The sequence below is a fragment of the Streptomyces sp. Y1 genome, from assembly GCF_041053115.1.
GTDB lineage: Bacteria > Actinomycetota > Actinomycetes > Streptomycetales > Streptomycetaceae > Kitasatospora > Kitasatospora rubellomurina.
This window is the reverse complement of record NZ_CP163445.1, coordinates 6421166-6437212: the sequence shown is the minus strand read 5'-3', so window position 1 is coordinate 6437212 and position 16047 is coordinate 6421166. Positions and strand designations below refer to the sequence as shown.

At 74.5% G+C, this 16047-nt stretch carries 16 protein-coding genes; 7 read left to right on the top strand and 9 right to left on the bottom strand.

Annotated elements, in window-relative coordinates:
- Positions 1–55 precede the first annotated feature (55 nt).
- Complete coding sequence (locus AB2U05_RS28275) at positions 56–676, top strand: L-threonylcarbamoyladenylate synthase (protein WP_045692973.1); 621 nt, start codon at positions 56–58, stop codon at positions 674–676.
- A 1-nt stretch (position 677) separates the two neighbouring features.
- Here AB2U05_RS28275 and AB2U05_RS28270 read toward each other — a convergent pair whose 3' ends face one another.
- The gene (locus tag AB2U05_RS28270) at positions 678–1367 is read right to left on the bottom strand and encodes a hypothetical protein (RefSeq protein WP_369184603.1); all 690 of its coding nucleotides are present in this window, start codon (positions 1365–1367) and stop codon (positions 678–680) included.
- A gap of 104 nt (positions 1368–1471) precedes the next feature.
- Between AB2U05_RS28270 and AB2U05_RS28265 the strand changes: the two genes are divergently transcribed.
- Positions 1472–2134 carry an NADPH-dependent F420 reductase gene (locus AB2U05_RS28265; RefSeq protein WP_045692971.1) on the top strand — a complete coding sequence of 221 codons (663 nt, stop codon included), beginning with the start codon at positions 1472–1474 and terminating at the stop codon, positions 2132–2134.
- A gap of 44 nt (positions 2135–2178) precedes the next feature.
- On the opposite strand, the gene AB2U05_RS28260 is transcribed toward AB2U05_RS28265, so the two are convergent.
- From AB2U05_RS28260 to AB2U05_RS28235, 6 genes are all read right to left on the bottom strand, one after another.
- Positions 2179–2469, bottom strand: coding sequence for a hypothetical protein (locus tag AB2U05_RS28260; protein ID WP_369184602.1), 291 nt, complete (start codon positions 2467–2469; stop codon positions 2179–2181).
- A 280-nt stretch (positions 2470–2749) separates the two neighbouring features.
- Complete coding sequence (locus tag AB2U05_RS28255; protein ID WP_045709978.1) at positions 2750–3784, bottom strand: LacI family DNA-binding transcriptional regulator; 1035 nt, start codon at positions 3782–3784, stop codon at positions 2750–2752.
- A gap of 20 nt (positions 3785–3804) precedes the next feature.
- Positions 3805–5517 (bottom strand): glycoside hydrolase family 36 protein, encoded by a 1713-nt coding sequence (locus AB2U05_RS28250; protein WP_369184601.1) that lies wholly within the window; start codon positions 5515–5517, stop codon positions 3805–3807.
- A gap of 2 nt (positions 5518–5519) precedes the next feature.
- Positions 5520–6347, bottom strand: coding sequence for a carbohydrate ABC transporter permease (locus tag AB2U05_RS28245; RefSeq protein ID WP_045709976.1), 828 nt, complete (start codon positions 6345–6347; stop codon positions 5520–5522).
- Positions 6344–7294: a carbohydrate ABC transporter permease gene (locus tag AB2U05_RS28240; RefSeq protein ID WP_369184600.1), complete on the bottom strand. Its 951-nt coding sequence runs from the start codon at positions 7292–7294 to the stop codon at positions 6344–6346. The genes AB2U05_RS28245 and AB2U05_RS28240 overlap by 4 nt, the downstream gene beginning before the upstream one ends.
- The gene (locus AB2U05_RS28235; protein WP_045692965.1) at positions 7291–8631 is read right to left on the bottom strand and encodes an ABC transporter substrate-binding protein; all 1341 of its coding nucleotides are present in this window, start codon (positions 8629–8631) and stop codon (positions 7291–7293) included. Before AB2U05_RS28235 ends, AB2U05_RS28240 begins: the two co-directional genes overlap by 4 nt.
- A gap of 365 nt (positions 8632–8996) precedes the next feature.
- On the opposite strand from AB2U05_RS28235, the gene AB2U05_RS28230 reads away from it, so the two are divergent.
- The gene (locus tag AB2U05_RS28230) at positions 8997–10085 is read left to right on the top strand and encodes a hypothetical protein (protein WP_369184599.1); all 1089 of its coding nucleotides are present in this window, start codon (positions 8997–8999) and stop codon (positions 10083–10085) included.
- Positions 10086–10089: 4 nt separating this feature from the next.
- On the opposite strand, the gene AB2U05_RS28225 is transcribed toward AB2U05_RS28230, so the two are convergent.
- Together AB2U05_RS28225 and AB2U05_RS28220 are read right to left on the bottom strand one after the other, a co-directional pair.
- Positions 10090–10689 carry an isochorismatase family protein gene (locus AB2U05_RS28225; RefSeq protein WP_045709974.1) on the bottom strand — a complete coding sequence of 200 codons (600 nt, stop codon included), beginning with the start codon at positions 10687–10689 and terminating at the stop codon, positions 10090–10092.
- Positions 10690–10806: 117 nt separating this feature from the next.
- Complete coding sequence (locus AB2U05_RS28220) at positions 10807–11313, bottom strand: hypothetical protein (RefSeq protein WP_052706539.1); 507 nt, start codon at positions 11311–11313, stop codon at positions 10807–10809.
- Positions 11314–11398: 85 nt separating this feature from the next.
- On the opposite strand from AB2U05_RS28220, the gene AB2U05_RS28215 reads away from it, so the two are divergent.
- From AB2U05_RS28215 to AB2U05_RS28200, 4 genes are all read left to right on the top strand, one after another.
- On the top strand, positions 11399–12349 hold the full coding sequence (locus AB2U05_RS28215) for an ArsR/SmtB family transcription factor (protein ID WP_369184598.1): 951 nt from the start codon (positions 11399–11401) through the stop codon (positions 12347–12349).
- Positions 12350–12435: 86 nt separating this feature from the next.
- Positions 12436–12960: a PadR family transcriptional regulator gene (locus tag AB2U05_RS28210; protein ID WP_045709973.1), complete on the top strand. Its 525-nt coding sequence runs from the start codon at positions 12436–12438 to the stop codon at positions 12958–12960.
- Positions 12960–13694 carry an ABC transporter ATP-binding protein gene (locus AB2U05_RS28205; RefSeq protein ID WP_369184597.1) on the top strand — a complete coding sequence of 245 codons (735 nt, stop codon included), beginning with the start codon at positions 12960–12962 and terminating at the stop codon, positions 13692–13694. Before AB2U05_RS28210 ends, AB2U05_RS28205 begins: the two co-directional genes overlap by 1 nt.
- Positions 13691–16042 carry an FtsX-like permease family protein gene (locus tag AB2U05_RS28200; protein ID WP_369184596.1) on the top strand — a complete coding sequence of 784 codons (2352 nt, stop codon included), beginning with the start codon at positions 13691–13693 and terminating at the stop codon, positions 16040–16042. Before AB2U05_RS28205 ends, AB2U05_RS28200 begins: the two co-directional genes overlap by 4 nt.
- Positions 16043–16047 lie beyond the last annotated feature (5 nt).

The following is a 16047-nucleotide window of genomic DNA, read 5'->3' as shown; positions in this document are numbered from 1 at the left end:
ACCCGCCCGGGCCGGGCAGCGCCCGCCGGCGGCCCGGATCCCGTAGGGTCGGCCAATGGCCAAGTACTTCGACGTGCACCCCGAGTCCCCCCAGCCGCGCACCATCAGCACCGTGGCCGACAGCCTCCGCTCCGGCTCCCTCATCGCGTACCCGACCGACTCCTGCTTCGCCCTCGGCTGCCGGCTCGACAACCGCGAAGGCCTCGACCGGATCCGCTCGATCCGGCGCCTCGACGAGCGCCACCACTTCACCCTGGTCTGCGAGAACTTCGCGCAGCTGGGGCAGTTCGTCCAGCTCGACAACAACGTCTTCCGCGCCGTCAAGGCCGCGACCCCGGGCAGCTACACCTTCATCCTCCCCGCCACCAAGGAGGTGCCCCGCCGCCTGATGCACCCGAAGAAGAAGACCGTGGGCGTCCGCATCCCCGACCACACCGTCACCCGCGCCCTGCTCGCCGCCCTCGGCGAACCGCTGCTCTCCAGCACCCTGGTCCTCCCCGACGAGGACGAGCCGATGACCCAGGGCTGGGAGATCAAGGAACGGCTCGACCACGTCCTGGACGCCGTCGTCGACTCGGGCGACTGCGGCACCGAACCCACCACCGTCGTCGACTTCTCCTCCGGCGAGCCCGAGATCATCCGCTACGGCGCCGGCGACCCCACCCGCTTCGAGTAGCTCACGCCGCACCCGCCAGGGCGTCGTGCAGGACGAACAGCCGCTCCAGGGCGAGCTCGTCGTCCGTCCGGCCGACGGCCTCCGCGACGGCTGCGCGGAGCCCGTCCCCGCGCAGCCAGGCGGCGAACGCCCGGTACGCGGGGCCGTCCTTCCACCAGTACCCGTTCCGCGGCTCCAGCCCGGTCGCCGTCACGAGCCCGTACAGCCGCGCGACGGCGCTCGGGCTCTCCAGCCGCTCCCACGCGGCCAGCCGCCGATCGACGCACCCCTCGGCGGCGGCCAGCGCGCAGAGCACCGCGTCGGCGTCCCGCCGCTCGTCGGCGGAGGCCAGCACCTCCGCCCACAGGGCGTCGAACAGCCGCCGCAGGTACGCCGCCTCGGGCCAGTCCCGCCAGCCCGCCCGGGCGAGCTTGTGGCAGATCAACTCCAGCTCGGGGTAAGCGAGTTCACCGGAGAGCGAGAGCTGGAGCAGCCTCGGCGCGAAGTACCGCAGGTCGGCCGGCGCGCCCATCGTGTTCAGCACGGAGGCCCCGTACACCCCGAGCTCGTCCGGCCCGAGCCGTTCCCTGGGCACTCGCAGGAGCGCACCGACGACGGCCTCCCGGCAGCAGCAGGCGTCGATCCGCCCTGGCCACGGCGCGGCGGCGAATGCGGCGGGGAGTCCCTGGACGAGCTCGGCAAGTGCGTTCATGGTGGACGCCATTCCAGCACGCCGCCGGGACGGGAACAGAACCGCCCGCCGGCCGGTTGGCGCCTTGCGTAGAGCGTGCACCACTCGCAGACGAGGGGTTTCCCATGAAGATCGGCATCATCGGCGCGGGCAACATCGGCGGCAACCTGACCCGGCGGCTGACCGCGCTCGGGCACCAGGTCGCGGTGGCGAACTCGCGCGGGCCGGAGTCGCTGAAGGCGCTGGTGGAGGAGACGGGCGCGACGGCGGTGCCCGCGACGGAAGCCGCGCGGGGCGCGGAGGTCGTGGTGGTGACGGTGCCGTTGAAGGCGGTCCCGGGGCTGCCCGCCGGGCTGTTCGACGGGGCGGCCGAGGGGGCGGTGGTGATCGACACCGGCAACTACTACCCCCGTGAGCGGGACGGCCGGATCGACGCGATCGAGGACGGCGGCCTGACGGAGAGCCGCTGGACGGAACAGCACCTGGGCCACCCGGTGGTGAAGGCGTTCAACGGCACCTACGCGCAGGACCTGCTGGACCGCCCCCGCCCGGCGGGCGACCCGGAGCGCCTGGCCCTGCCGGTCGCGGGGGACGACGAGGCGGCCAAGCGCGTGGTGCGGGCGCTGATCGACGAGTTGGGCTTCGACTCGGTGGACGCCGGCGGGATCGACGACTCGTGGCGCCAGCAGCCGGGCACCCCGGTGTACGGGCTGCGCGAGGGCGTCGAGGCCGTCACCCGGGCGCTCGCGGAGGCCTCCCCGGAGCGCCCGGCGGCCCACCGGGCGTAAGGGATTGACGGCGCCGAGCCCGGTCGCCCGGGCTCGGCGCCTCGTCAACTCCCGCTGCCCAGCCGCGACTCGGCGGCCGCGAGGCCGGTGCCCGCGAACAGCGGCACCCGCCGGCGCAGCGGCTGCCGGGCCCTGGCGGCGGGACGGGCCGGGCGCAGGGCCCGGGCGGCGAGCAGCAGGGCGACGCCGGCCAGGAAGCGCCAGAACGAGACGGCCGCGGGCCCGAAGTCGCTGGACCGGTAGACGACGTCCACGGCGGCCCCGGTGGTGCCCCAGGTGAGCCCCGCGAGCGCCAGGCAGGCCAGGCCGCGGCGCACGGAACGCGGCGCCGTCACGGGGGCAGGGGTGATGATGACAGGAGTGGTTCTCGACACGGAAGGGTTCTCCAGACGGAGCAGATCGGTCGTGGTCTCGCGTCTGCGGGTACGACCGATCAGCGCGTCAGGCCGGCCTGTGTCGGCCCGCCCGCGCGCCGCTGGCGCCGGCGACCCGCCTCAGCGTGCGGGCGGCGACAGGACTGCTGCGGAGAACATGTCCCCCACTCTACGGCGGTGCGAGCCGGGGCTTCAGGGTCGATCAGGGCCCCGGGCCGACCCGACCCGCCGGGCGACCGGGTCAGCCGCTGCTCCCCCGGACCACCAGCTCGGCGGCCAGTTCCGTCCCCGTCGCCGGTGCCGCCTCCCCCCGCACCTGCCCGAGCAGCCGCCCGACCAGTGCGCCGGCGATCGCCCGCAGCGGCAGCCGCACCGAGGTCAGCGCCGGGTGCAGGTGGCGGCAGAGCGGCGTGTCGTGGAAGCCGGTGACGGCGACCCCGTGCGGCCCGACCGCCAGCCCCTCCGCCCGGACGGCCTCGTACGCGTCCAGCGCCAGCAGGTCGCTGCCCGCCGCGACGGCGGTCGGCCGGTCGGGGCCGCGCAGCAGCGCCCGTACGGCGGCGACCGCGGCCGGCCCGGGCTCCGGCCGGTCGACGGTCACCGCCGACACCCCCGACCGCCGTGCCTGCGCCAGGAAGCCCGCCCGGCGGGCCGCCATCCACGGCAGCTCCTCGTCGGCCCCGAGGTAGCCGATCCGCCGGTGCCCGAGCGCCGCGAGGTGGCGCACCACGGCGGCCATCGCCGCGTCGTTGGCGATGTCGACCCAGTGCTGCGGCTCCGCCGGCCCGGTGCGGCCGAAGGCGACGAACGGCAGCCCGAGCCCGGCGACGTGCCTGATCCGGGCGTCCTCCGCCAGCACGTCGGCCAGCACCAGCCCGTCGACCTGGCGGGCGGCCACCAGTTCGTCGACGGCCGACCGCGGATCGGCCCTCGGCGGGACGGGCCGGAAGAGCAGCACCCGCTGGCCCTGCTCCCCGGCCGCGTCGACCAGGGCCTCCAGGAAGCCGGCCATCAGCGGGTTGGGGTCGAAGGGGTCGTCCACCGGGGCGAGGTAGCCGAGGGCGTGCCGGGCGCCGCTGCGCAGCGAGCGGGCCGACTGGTCCGGCCGGTAGCCGAGTTCGCGGATCGCCGCGGTCACCCGGGCCAGGGTCTCCGGGCGGACCCGGTGCGGGGCGTTGAGCGCGTTGGACACGGTCTGCCGGGAGACCCCGGCGGCCCGGGCGACCTCCTCGATGGTGGCGGCGCCACGGCGCGGCGGGTGGGCTCGCTCGGGCATCGGGTCCTCCCCCGGGTGGGTCAACGGCGGCGCAGGGTCAGCAGTCCGCCGCGCGGCACTCCGATCACGTCCGCCCCGCCGAGTTCGACCTCGCCCTGCCGGACGATACGCCCCCGGGCGTCCTGCACGGTGACGGCGGCCGCACCGCTGCCGCCCGTCAGCCGGACGTCCGGGTCGGCGTCGGCGTTGGCGACCAGCAGGGTGTGCCAGCCGTCGCCGGAGGCGTCCACCGGCAGTGCCGCGTACCGGGCGACCGCGCGCGTGCCGTCGCCGAGCGCGGTGACCAGCGGGTAGCCGAGGTCGGGCCGGGCCGGGCGCAGCTCGCCGAGCTGCAGGGTGGCGAGGTGCGTGCGGAAGACGCCGAGCCAGAAGGCGAGCGCCTCGCGCTGGGCGTCGCTCTGCGCGGCGAGGTCGACGGACACCTGGGGGACGGCGAACAGCACGTTGATGAGGTGGCAGGCGATCTGCTCGGGCGGCTCGGCCGGGTGCCACATCAGCATGTCGGAGTGGACCGGGACGGGCCCGGCGGCGAGCCGCAGGTCGACGGTCCGCTGCCGGTTCTCCTGCGGGCTGAGCGGGCAGTCGGTGGCGCGGACCATGGTGACGTACGGCCACAGGCCCGGGCTGACGTACGGCTGGCGGTGCTCGACCATCGCCTCGGGGTTGGCGGCGGTGATCCGGCGGCGGATGGCGGCGAGGAGGCGTTCCACGCCCTCGTCGACGCTCGCGCAGTCCGCCCCGGGGCCTGCCGGTGGCGCGTCGGCCCGGGAGAACCAGTCGACGAAGTCGACCTTGAGGCCGTCCATGCCCCACTCCTCGACGGCGCGGGCGAGCCGGTCGGTGAGGAAGTCGCGGACCTCGGGGTGGCGCGGGTCGGCGACGATCGCGCCGAGGTGCGGCACCTCGGCGAGGGCGTAGCGGCCCAGCTCGTGGAAGGCGGCACTGTCCTCGCCGATGAACGGCAGTGCGTACCAGAGCAGGTAGCGCACGCCGAGCTCGTGCACGCGGCGCACGTGCCCGGCCGTGTCGGGCAGCGAGACGGGTTCCCAGTCGCCGCAGTGGGCGTAGCCGCGGGTGCGGTCGGCGGTCATCCAGCCGTCGTCCACGATGACGACGTCCAGGCCGAGTCGCTTGCCGAGCGCGGCCTGGGTCTCGACGCGTTCGGGGGTGACGTCCTGGTGCATGGCGTACCAGGTGGAGTAGGCGGGGCGGCGGGCCGCGTCGGGGATGTCGGCGGTGCGGCCCTCGCCCCACCAGGCGGCGAGGTCGGCGAGGCAGTGGGCGAAGTGCCGGCGGGAGGTGTCGATCCGGACGGTGAGCCGGCCGGCGGCCTGGGCCCAGAAGCGGAACTCGCCGGTCTCCTCGACGACTCCGGCCCCGGCCAGGACGTCGGGCCGCTCGGCGGCGAAGGCGCACAGGGCGACGTCGCCGGTGCCGATCAGCGCGGCGATCGGGGCGCCGGCGGCCAGGCCGGTGCGGCGCGGGGCACTCCAGGCGGCGGGCAGCCAGCCGGTGCCGCGCGGTTCGGGCGTCCACAGGGCGGTGGCGTCGACGCAGGGCAGCCGCCATTCGATCCGCACCTCGCCGGCGCCCTCGGCGGTCACCTCGACCACGCCGTCCGCGACCGTGCGCGCGGTGGCCTGCCCGCTCGCCAGCAGCGCCAACTCCGGTACGGGCAGCGGGCGCAGGCCGCCGGCGGGGGCGGGGGCGTGCGGCTCCCAGATGTCGGTCATGCTCAGCCTTTCGTCGCGCCGGCCAGCAGGCCGGAGATGAACTGCCGCTGGAGGACCAGGAAGAGGACCATCATCGGCAGGGTGGACAGCGCGGTGCCGGCGAGGATCGCGCCGTAGTCGGTGGTGTTCTGGTTGCCCTGCAGGGTCGCCAGGGCGACCGGCAGGGTGTGCATCTCGGGGCTGCGCAGGGCGACCAGCGGCCAGACGAACTGGTTCCACGAGCCCAGGAAGAGGAAGATGGCGAGCGCGGCCAGCACCGGCCGCATGACCGGGACGACGACGCTCCACAGCACCCGGAACTCGCCCGCGCCGTCGACCCGGGCGGCGTCCAGGAGTTCGTCCGGCAGGCCGCTCAGCGACTGGCGCATCAGGAAGATCGCGAACGGCACGCACAGGCCGGGCAGGATGAGGGCCTGGTAGGTGTCGAGCAGACCGAAGTTCATCATCATCTTGAACAGCGGTACCAGCATGACCTGTTCGGGCACCACGAGGGTGGAGAGCAGCACCCCGAACAGCAGGGTCCGGCCGCGGAAGCGGAACTTGGCGAAGGCGTACCCGGCGAGCAGGGCGACGAGGAGCGCGCCGACGGTCTGGACGCCCGCCACCAGGAGGGAGTTGCCGAGGACGCGGAGCAGTCCGATCCGCCGGTCGAGCCGGTGCAGGTTGTCGCCGAGGCTGTCGCCGGGCACCGGGCTCGGCGGCCAGTCGAAGATCTCGGTGTCCTTGCGCGTGGTGGAGAGCAGCATCCAGGTGAACGGGGCGATCGACAGTCCGGTGACGGCGGCCAGCAGGAAGGTCAGCGGCCAGCCGCGCAGTGTGCTGAGTCTCATCGGTCGCGTTCCCCCATCAGGCGCATCTGGACCGCGCCGAGCACCGACACCAGCAGGGTGAGCGCGTAGGCGATGGCGGAGGCGTAGCCGAAGTCGAAGTAGCGGAAGCCGTTCTGGTACAGGTACATGGAGACGGTCAGGGTCGCGTTGTCGGGGCCGCCGCCGGTCAACACGTACGGCTCGTCGAAGAGTTGGAGCGTGCCGATGGTGGACAGCACGACGGTGAAGAGCAGCAGCGGGCGCAGCGCGGGGACGGTGATCGCGGTGAAGCGGCGGACCGCCCCGGCGCCGTCGACCATCGCGGCCTCGTACAGCTCCCGGGGGATGGACTGCAGCCCGGCGAGGTAGATGACGGCGTTGTAGCCGGTGTAGTGCCAGCTGAGGACGAGGACGACGGACATCCGGGCCCAGAACGGCTGGCCGAGCCAGTCGACGGCGGGCAGGCCGACCGCCTCCAGCAGCCGGTTGACGGCGCCGTCCTCGGTGCGGAGCAGGAAGGAGAACATCACGCCGGTGGCGACGAGTCCGGTGACGGCGGGCATGAAGATGCCGAGTCGCCAGACCGTGCGCCAGCGCACCAGGGCGGAGTTGATGGCGACGGCCATCAGCAGGGCGAGCGCCAGCATCAGCGGGACCTGCACGACCAGCATCTCGCCGGTGTTGCGCAGCGCCGTCCAGAACAGCGGGTCGTCCAGCAGGCGGCGGTAGTTGGCGAGGCCGTCGGCGTGGCCGGCGGAGCCGTTGCCGGTGGTGAAGGAGAGCAGCAGCGAGTCGACGATCGGGTAGGCCTTGAACACGCCGAAGGTGACCAGGGCCGGGGCGAGCAGCAGGTACGGCAGGGCGGTGCGGCGCCACCGGGGGCCGCGGCGGGCCCGGGTGCGCGCCTTCGCGGGCGGGGTGTCGGGCGGGGCGGCGGGCGTGTTCACGGGCGTGGTGACGGCGGTCATGCGATGGTGCGTCCGGTCTGCTGGGCGAGCTGCTTGGCGGCGTCCCGGAGGACGGCGGCCGGGTCGGCGCCCTTGAGGAACACCTTGGTCTGGGCGTCGCTGGCGAGTTTGAGGGCGCGGGCGTAGTCGCCGGTGAAGTTGGTGGCGTCGCCGCCGTCGGTGGCGAGGTCGGCGAAGGTCTTCAGGACGGACTGGCCGCCGTAGTAGGCGCTGGGCGCGGCGTACATCGGGTCGGCGTAGGCCGTGGTGAGGGCGGGGAAGACGCCGCCGGCGGTGAACATGCTGTTGACGGAGGCGGGGCGGGTGAGCGCGTACTCGACGAACTTCCAGGCGGCGCGGCGGCGCGGGCTGGAGGCGGCGACGGCCAGGTGGGTGGAGTTGACGAGGGCGGCGCGCTTGCCGCCCGGGGTGACGGCCGGGGGCTTGGTGAGGCGCCAGGTGCCGCTCTGGTCGGCGAACTTGGCCTCCAGGTAGTGCGCGGCCCAGGAGGGCATCGGGGCGACGGCGAGTTTGCCGGTCTTCATCAGGTCGGCCCAGCCGTGGGCGCCGGGGGCGTCGGCGACCAGTCCGGTGTCGTCCAGGCGCTTGAGGACGGTCAGGGCGCGGGCGGCCGGCTCGGAGCCGAGGGTGATCTTCCCCTGGAGGTCGAAGTAGAAGGCGCCCTGGAGTTGCATGAGGTTCTGCACGAAGTCCAGGTCGGGGTCGGGGTTGGCGGCCTTGTTGATGCCGAGGAGGGAGATGCCGGGGTTGGCGGCCTTGAAGCGGTCGGCGACGGCGATCAGGTCGTCCCAGGTGGCGAAGGTCGTGGGGTCGATCCCGGCCTTGTCGAAGCAGTCCTTGCGGTAGAAGAAGCCGAGCGGGTTGGCCTCCCAGGGCAGCGCGTAGGCGTGGCCGTCCTTGCCGGTGACGACCGGCCACAGGCCCTTGGCGAACTTGTCGCGGTGCGCGTCGGCGCCGAAGGCGGAGAGGTCGGCGAGGCCGCCGGGGAACTTCTCCAGGTAGCCGGGCAGGTAGTCGCAGCCGATGTGCAGCACGTCGCCGAGGCCCTGGCCGCCGGCCGCGAGGCCCACGGTGATCTTGTCCCAGATGGCCGGGTTGCCGATGTCCTGGACGTCGACCTTGATCCCCGGGTTGTCCTTCTCGAAGGCCGGGACGACCCCGCGCAGGGCGAGGGCGGCCGTGGCCCAGGACCAGACGGTGACGGTGCCGGTGTCGGCGTCCCCGCCGGAGGCGCCGCCTGAGGCGGAGTCGCAGGCCGCGAGGGCGCCGCCGGCGGCCAGGGCCAGCAGGCCGGCTCCGGAGGCGCGGAGCAGGTCGCGACGAGAAAGGTGTGACATTGCATTCCTCTCGGTGGGGCGGCGCGGGCGGGCGAGGTGCGAGGGGGTGGCGGGGCGCCTGGGAGTTGATTGACCGCGATTTGAACGTTCAAACACACAAAACAAACCAGAACCAAACAGGCTCGAACGAGCGGGTCACAGCAAACGCCCGGTCTCCCCGCGCCGTCAAGACCCGCGTACGGGAGGGACCGCCTCCGCAACCCTTCCGTTACCCGGCGCGGCACCCCGCGCGTCACCCGGCGCACTACCCGGCGCGGGGCGCGTCACGGGCGCCTCACGGGGCGCGCGACGGAAGGAACCGCCCCGGCCGGCCGGCGAGTTGATCGCCGCCCCGGCGGAGGTGACGGATCGCTAGGCTGCTCGCCATGACACAGACGCTCCCGTCCCTGATCACCGAGGCGGCCGCGCTCTCCGACGCCGGCCCCGGATTCCAGCGGTACGAGCTGGGCCCCGCCGTGCTCGCGACGGGACCGGACGCCACCGTCGTCGTCGTCGAGGCCGGGGACCGCCCCGGGGTCAGCGGCGTGCAGAACGACACCAGCGTCCTGCTGCCCGGCGCCGCCGTACCGGCCCTCCACCTGCGGCTCGTCCACCCCGCCCAGTGGCCGGTCCGGGTCTTCGCCCGCCTCGACGGCGGCTGCCTGCCGCTCGGCACGGCGATCGCCGCCCGGGCCGCGTCCGCGCCCGCCGACGCGCGGGGCGTCGAGCTGCGCTTCGAACAGCCGCTCCACCGTGAGCTGTTGGACCTCGTACGGCCGGTCCCCGCGCCCGGGCCGGTCCCCGGGGTGGAGTGGGTGGACCAGGTGGAGGTGCAGCCGCTCCAGGCCCTGGAGGCCTTCGCCCTCGGCTGGTTCCCGGCCGAGCACGCGCCCGGCCCGGAACCCGAACTCGACGGCCTGCCCCAGGCGTTGGCCGCCTACCACCACCTGGCCCGACGGCGCCCGGCGCTGCTGCGCTTCCGGGACCCGATGCTGGAACGGCCCCGCCGGGCCTCCGGACCGCTGGGCGGCCGGCTGGTGTTCGCCGAGTGGCTCGGCGGCGGGATGGACTGGTCCGTCCCGTGGCCGCCGGAGGGCCCGGGCAAGGCCGACCCCCGGGTGTGGCACACCGAGGATCCGTACGACGAGCCCGAGACGAGCGTCGAGGCCGAGCCGCTGAGCCGCTTCCTGCTCCAGTTCACGCTCTACGAGGCGCTGAACGGCGCGCCCTACCAGGCCTGGGCGCAGAGCGCGCCGCTCGCACGGCTCGACCCGCTGCTGCGGCCGCTGCGGCCCGTCCCGCTGAGCCCGTTCCTGCCGGCGTACAGCGCCGCGCGGTTCCACGTCGCGCCCGGGCTGCTCGCGATGGTCAGCAGCGACGAGCACGAGGCGGTCGTCACCTTCGGTGCACTTCACCGCGCCGCGTTGACGCCGCTGCTCGCACACGGGTTCAGCTGGTCCCGCTTCGACGGGTGACCGGTCAGGCGTTCGCCTTCACCACCGGCGAGCCCGCCAACTCGACTCCGGCTTCCGTCAGTTCGGTGATCGCGGCGGCCGTGGTGTGCGGCGCCACGCCCGCCGTGTAGTCGAGCAGGACCCGGGTGGCGAAGCCGGCCCGTACGGCGTCCAGGGCGGTGGCCTTCACGCAGTGGTCGGTGGCGATGCCGACCACGTCCACGGCGTCCACGCCCCGGTCGTGCAGCCAGTCGGCGAGCGGGGTGCCGTCCTCGGAGAAGCCCTCGAAGCCGCTCTTGGAGGCGGAGTGGGCGCCCTTGAAGAACACCTCGTCGACGGCCCCGGCCGCGACGGCGGGCGCGAAGGCCGAGTGGAACTCGCTGCCGTCGCTGCCCGCCACGCAGTGCACCGGGAAGGAGTGGTCGAAGTCGGGGTGCTCGGAGAAGTGGTCGCCGGGGTCGATGTGATGGTCGCGGGTGGCGATCACCCGTGTCCAACTCCCGCGCTCGGGGCCCTGGATCAGCTCGGCGATCGCACGCGCCCGATCGGCGCCGCCGCCGACCGGGACGTTCCCGCCCTCACAGAAGTCCCGTTGTACATCCACCACGATCAGCGCACGCGTCATCGGCCGGCCCTTTCGCCAGAAAACTGCTACGGAGAGACGAATCGCGCGGCTTAGCTTGCCGGTCGACCGACCGCGGACGAAGCAACCGGCGGACGGTTCACCCGAACGGGCCCGCCGCTACGCGCTCGTGCCGGACGGGCACGCGTGGACGTGTTCGCGGGCGTGCACGGAGTAGAGCAGCCCTTCGGGCTCGCCCTCGTCCGTGGTGAAGGTGAACACGACCGTCAACTCGGGCCTTCCCGCCGGCTCGACCTCCATCGCGAACGAGTCCTCGCTCTCCCGGATCCTGCGCCAGCCGACGCCGACGCCGGCCAGCGCCCGCTCCAACTCCCCGAACCCGACCGCCGCCGGCAGGATGTGGAGCTCCCCGGGCCGCACCCCCGGCACCCGGACCTCCTCGTACCAGGTGCGCATCGAGACCGCGTTGATCAGCTCGCAGCCGCAGACCTCGATCGTCGCGTCCCCGAACATGAACCACTGCGGCCAGGCCTTCCCGTCGAACAGGGGGCCACCCCTCCCGGGCGGGCCGAGCCCGGTAACCGCGTCCGCCAGGCTCCCCAGCGGCCGCAGTCCCACGACGCCGCCCGCCACCCCGAACTCCGTCAGCACCTCCGCGAGCTTCATCCGTCGAGTATGGCCTCCGCCCGTTCCCCCCGGAGGCCCGGCACCCGATCGCGGTGGGCCCAGCACGGACATGACACCATCGACCGTGCTCGAAATCGGTTTCGGAATCGCTGACCTGGCGCGCGTCCGGTTCGCGGTCTCCCCTCTGGACCACGTGCTGGGCGGGGTGGCCGGCCCGCAGCACCACTGCAGCCGCGACTCCCTGCACCGCGAGGACTGGTGGCGCCGGGTGCGCGGCCACGTGCCCGGCCGCGCGGCACCGTTCATCGACCTGGTGAACGCGAGCCCGCTCGGCGTGCCGCTGTTCCTCGGCGGCGACGCGGCGGCCGCCGGCCTGTCCCTCACCGACGAGCTCGACGCCATGCTCGCCGTCCCCGAGGCCGAGATCAACGAGGCGATGGAGTTCTACGGCACCGGGCCCCGGCTCCCCCGCATCATCACCGAGCTGCGCGACGACGGCCCGCACCACCTGCGCCGGGTCGCCGACGCCGCCTGGGTGCTGTTCCGGTCCTGCCTCGCGCCGGACTGGCCGGAGATCCAGCGCGCCCTGCGGGCCGACGTCTCCGCGCGCACGCGCACCATCGCCGAGGCGGGTCTCGGCACGATGCTGTCGCAGCTCCACCCGGACCTGACCTGGCACGACGAGGGCGTCCTGCGCTACGTCACCCCGGAGTGGCAGCTCAGGTACGACCTCGGCGGTCGCGGGCTGCAACTGCGCCCGAACCTCTTCCTCTCCGGCGTCGCCGTCCCGCTCTGCGACGACCGCCAACCCGCCCTGCTGTACCCGAGCGGCGTCCACCCCGCCCGCAGCGCGGACGGCCTCACCGCGCTGCTCGGCCCCGCCCGGGCCCGCGCACTCCGGGCGGTCGCCCAAGGCCCGTGCAGCACCGCCGAGTTGGCCGTCCGGCTGACCGTCTCCGCACCGACCGCCTCGGCCCATGCGACCGCCCTGCGGGAAGCGGGCGCCATCACCACCGAACGCCGCGGCCGACACGTCCGGCACGGCCTCACCTCCTTCGGCCACAGCCTCCTCTGACGCCGGGGCAGAGCGCCCTGAGCCCGCATCAGCCGAGGCCGCCCGGCTGTACATTCGATGTATACACCTTATGTATAGTCACTCGCATGTCACTCGGTCACACCATCCTGGGGCTCCTGGAGCCCGGTCCGCGCCACGGCTACGACCTCAAACGCGCCTACGACGAGCGCTTCGGCCAGGCCCGTGCGCTGCCCTACGGCCAGGTCTACGCGACGCTCTCCCGGCTGCTGAAGAACGGCCTGGTCGAGGCCTGCGGCACCGAACAGGGCGAGGGCCCCGAGCGCAAGCGGTACGTGATCACCGAGGCCGGGATCACCGACGTCAGCCGCTGGCTGACCGAGCCCGAGAGCCCCGCCTCCTACCTGCAGAGCACCCTCTACACCAAGGTGGTGCTGGCCCTGATGACCGGCCGCCCGGCCCGGGAGGTACTGGAGACCCAGCGCGCCGAGCACCTGCGCCACATGCGCGAACTGACCCGCCGCAAGCTGGCCGGCGACCTGGCCGACCAGCTGCTCTGCGACCACGCGCTGATCCACCTGGACGCCGACCTGCGCTGGCTGGAGCTGACCGCGTCCCGCCTCGACGAACTGGCCGGGAAGGTGCGCGCCTGATGTCCACCGCCCCCACCACCGCCGCCGCTCCCGACGCCGGCGCCGACCCGCGCGCCGAGGGCGCGCTGCTCGCCGCCACCGACGTACGGAAGGGCTTCGGCCTCACCCAGGCCCTCGACGGCGCCTCCCTGGAGATCGGCCCCGGCGAACTCGTCGCCGTGCTGGGCGCCTCCGGCTCCGGCAAGTCCACCCTGCTGCACTGCCTGGCCGGCCTGATCCGGCCCGACGCCGGCACCGTCAGCTACCGCGGCCAGGACCTGGCCGGCCTCTCCGACAGCGCCCGCAGCGCGCTGCGCCGGGCCGACTTCGGCTTCGTGTTCCAGTTCGGCCAGCTGGTGCCCGAACTCTCCTGCCTGGAGAACACGGCGCTCCCGCTGCGGCTGAACGGCATGCGCCGGCGCCCCGCCGAGGAGCGGGCCCGGGAGTGGCTGGACCGGCTGGACGTCGCCGACCTGGCCGACAAGCGGCCCGGCGAGCTGTCCGGCGGCCAGGGCCAGCGGGCCGCGATCGCCCGTGCGCTGGTCACCGGGCCCGCGGTGGTCTTCGCCGACGAGCCCACCGGCGCGCTCGACTCGCTGAACAGCGAGCGGGTGATGGCGCTGCTGGTGACCGCCGCCCGGGAGTCCGGCGCGGCCGTGCTGCTGGTCACCCACGACATGCGGGTGGCCGCCTACGCGGACCGCGAGGTCGTCGTGCAGGACGGCCGCACCCGCGAGCCCGGGCGGGGCCGATGACGGACCGCCCGCACTCCCGCCCGCACTCCCGCCCGCTCTCCCGCTTCGCCACCGACCTGCTGCTCGGCCTGCGCCTGGCGTTCACCGGCGGCCGGGACAGCCGGCTGCGCACCGCGCTGACCGCGATCGGCGTCGGCCTCGGCGTGGCCACCCTGCTGCTCGCCGCCTCCTTCCCCACCGTGCGCGAGCACCGCGACGACAAGCTGCGCATCCAGAGCGGCGCCGTCGTCTCCGCCGACATCGCACCGCGCTCCGACCACAGCCTGCTGATCCACGACGCCCGCGGCGTCTACCGCGGCGAGGAGTTCTTCGGCCGGATCGTGCAGCCCGAAGGGCCCGACTCCCCGCTGCCGCCCGGCCTGAGCGCCTACCCGGCGCCCAACACGCTCGCCGTCTCCCCGGCCCTGGCCGAGCTGCTGCGCTCCCCCGACGCGGCCCTGCTGCGCGAGCGCTACCCCCAGCCCGTCACCGGCACGATCGGCCCCGCCGGCCTGGCCGGCCCCGGCGACTACGCCTTCTACCTGGGCAGCGACCGGCTGAGCGACGCCGACCCGTCGACCCTGCGGATCGACCACTTCGAGGACGAGCTGCCGCCCAAGCCGGTCGACCCCGTCCTCACGCTGCTCACCGTGGTCGGCGTGGTGATCCTGCTCAGCCCGGTGGCCGTGTTCGTCGCCGCGGCCGCCCGGTTCGGCAGCGAGGCCCGCGACCGGCGGCTGGCCGCGCTACGGCTGACCGGCGCCGACCGCGCCACCACCGCGCGGATCTCGGCCGGCGAATCACTGGCCGGCGCGCTCGTGGGCCTGGGGCTCGGCGCCGCCCTCTTCCTGGCCGGCCGCCCGCTGGTCGAACACGTGAAGATCGCCGGGCTCAGCGTCTTCGCCGACGACCTGCAACCGCAGCCGCTGCTGGCCGCCCTGGTGCTCGTCGCCGTCCCGCTGCTGGCCGTCGCCGTCACCATGCTGACCATGCGCCGGATCGCCGCCGAGCCGCTCGGCGTGCTGCGCGGCACCGGGGCCGGGCGGCGGGCCGTCTGGTGGCGGGTGCCGCTGCCCGCGCTCGGCTTCACCCTGCTCTTCACCCAGCGCGGCAAGCTCACCTCACTCGGCGACAACGAGGCCCTGGTCGTCCTGGTCGGCTGCCTGCTCCTGCTGCTGATCGGCGCCACCCTGCTGCTGCCGCCGCTGGTCGCCCTGGCCTCCCGCGCACTGCGCCGGGTCAGCGGGCCGCCGGCCTGGCAACTGGCGCTCGGCCGGCTGCGGTTCAGCCCGGAGAGCGCCGCCCGGCCGGTGACCGGCATCGTCGTGACGGTGGCCGGCACGATCGCCCTGCAGACCCTGCTCGGCTCGCTCGCCACCGCCCGCAGCGCCACCCCCGCCGAACTCGCCCTCCAGGACCGCGCCCCGCTGTCCGTCCACTTCGACGCGGCCGGGGACCGCTCCGGGCAGCTCGCCGACCAGCTGCGCCGCAGCCCCGGGGTGGCCGACGCGGTCGGCTACACCGAGGTCTACGCCACCGCCGGCGACCGGCCGTTCACCATCCGGGTGGCCGACTGCGCCACCCTGACGGCCGTCCACCGCGTCACCCAGTGCGCGGACGGGGACGTGTTCACGGCCGTCGGCCTGTCGTCCGGCCAGGCCGGCGGCAGCCCGCTCGCGGCCGGCGGACCGGTCACGCTGCAGCCCCTCGGCCGGCCGGAGAGCACCTGGCAGCTGCCGGCCTCCCGCGCCACGGTCCAGCGGGCCCCGGAGGGCGGCCGCGCGCACTACCTGGACGTCGTCCTGGTCACGCCGTCCGTGCTCCCGGCCGAACTGCTGCACTCCCAGGCGGCCATGGTCGAGGTGCACCCGGTGCCCGGCACGCCGGACGCCGAGGACCGCATCCGCTCCAACGCGGCGCTGATCAGTCCGACCAGCAGTGTGCACAACCCCGCGAACGGGCAGCCGGACGCCCGCTTCCTGGGCGTGCGCAGCGCCCTGACGGCCGGGACGGTGGCGATCCTCACCCTGATCGGCGCCAGCATGCTGGTCGGCCTGCTGGAGCAACTGCGCGAGCGCAGGCGCACCCTGGCGGTGCTCACCGCCTTCGGCACCCGCACCCGCACGCTGGCCGGCGCGCTGCTCTGCCAGAGCCTCGTCCCGGTCGTGCTCGGCCTGGCCCTCGCCGTGGCCTCCGGCCTGGCCCTGGGCACCGCGCTGCTCTTCCTGGTCAAGCTGCCGATCACCTTCGTCTGGGGCGACATCGCCCTGATGACCGGCGCGGGCGCGGCCGCGGTGCTGCTGATCACCGCGCTGAGCCTGCCGGCGCTGTGGCGCCGGATCACGCCCGCGGGCCTGCGCTACGAGTAGCCCCC

Excerpts from the sequence above, each read along its gene's own strand:
- AB2U05_RS28275 (WP_045692973.1), top strand. The coding sequence starts at position 56 with ATGGCCAAGTACTTCGACGTGCACCCCGAGTCCCCCCAGCCGCGCACC.
- AB2U05_RS28270 (WP_369184603.1), bottom strand. The coding sequence starts at position 1,367 with ATGAACGCACTTGCCGAGCTCGTCCAGGGACTCCCCGCCGCATTCGCC.
- AB2U05_RS28265 (WP_045692971.1), top strand. The coding sequence starts at position 1,472 with ATGAAGATCGGCATCATCGGCGCGGGCAACATCGGCGGCAACCTGACC.
- AB2U05_RS28255 (WP_045709978.1), bottom strand. The coding sequence starts at position 3,784 with ATGCCCGAGCGAGCCCACCCGCCGCGCCGTGGCGCCGCCACCATCGAG.
- AB2U05_RS28250 (WP_369184601.1), bottom strand. The coding sequence starts at position 5,517 with ATGACCGACATCTGGGAGCCGCACGCCCCCGCCCCCGCCGGCGGCCTG.
- AB2U05_RS28245 (WP_045709976.1), bottom strand. The coding sequence starts at position 6,347 with ATGAGACTCAGCACACTGCGCGGCTGGCCGCTGACCTTCCTGCTGGCC.
- AB2U05_RS28240 (WP_369184600.1), bottom strand. The coding sequence starts at position 7,294 with ATGACCGCCGTCACCACGCCCGTGAACACGCCCGCCGCCCCGCCCGAC.
- AB2U05_RS28235 (WP_045692965.1), bottom strand. The coding sequence starts at position 8,631 with ATGTCACACCTTTCTCGTCGCGACCTGCTCCGCGCCTCCGGAGCCGGC.
- AB2U05_RS28230 (WP_369184599.1), top strand. The coding sequence starts at position 8,997 with ATGACACAGACGCTCCCGTCCCTGATCACCGAGGCGGCCGCGCTCTCC.
- AB2U05_RS28225 (WP_045709974.1), bottom strand. The coding sequence starts at position 10,689 with ATGACGCGTGCGCTGATCGTGGTGGATGTACAACGGGACTTCTGTGAG.
- AB2U05_RS28220 (WP_052706539.1), bottom strand. The coding sequence starts at position 11,313 with ATGAAGCTCGCGGAGGTGCTGACGGAGTTCGGGGTGGCGGGCGGCGTC.
- AB2U05_RS28210 (WP_045709973.1), top strand. The coding sequence starts at position 12,436 with ATGTCACTCGGTCACACCATCCTGGGGCTCCTGGAGCCCGGTCCGCGC.
- AB2U05_RS28205 (WP_369184597.1), top strand. The coding sequence starts at position 12,960 with ATGTCCACCGCCCCCACCACCGCCGCCGCTCCCGACGCCGGCGCCGAC.
- AB2U05_RS28200 (WP_369184596.1), top strand. The coding sequence starts at position 13,691 with ATGACGGACCGCCCGCACTCCCGCCCGCACTCCCGCCCGCTCTCCCGC.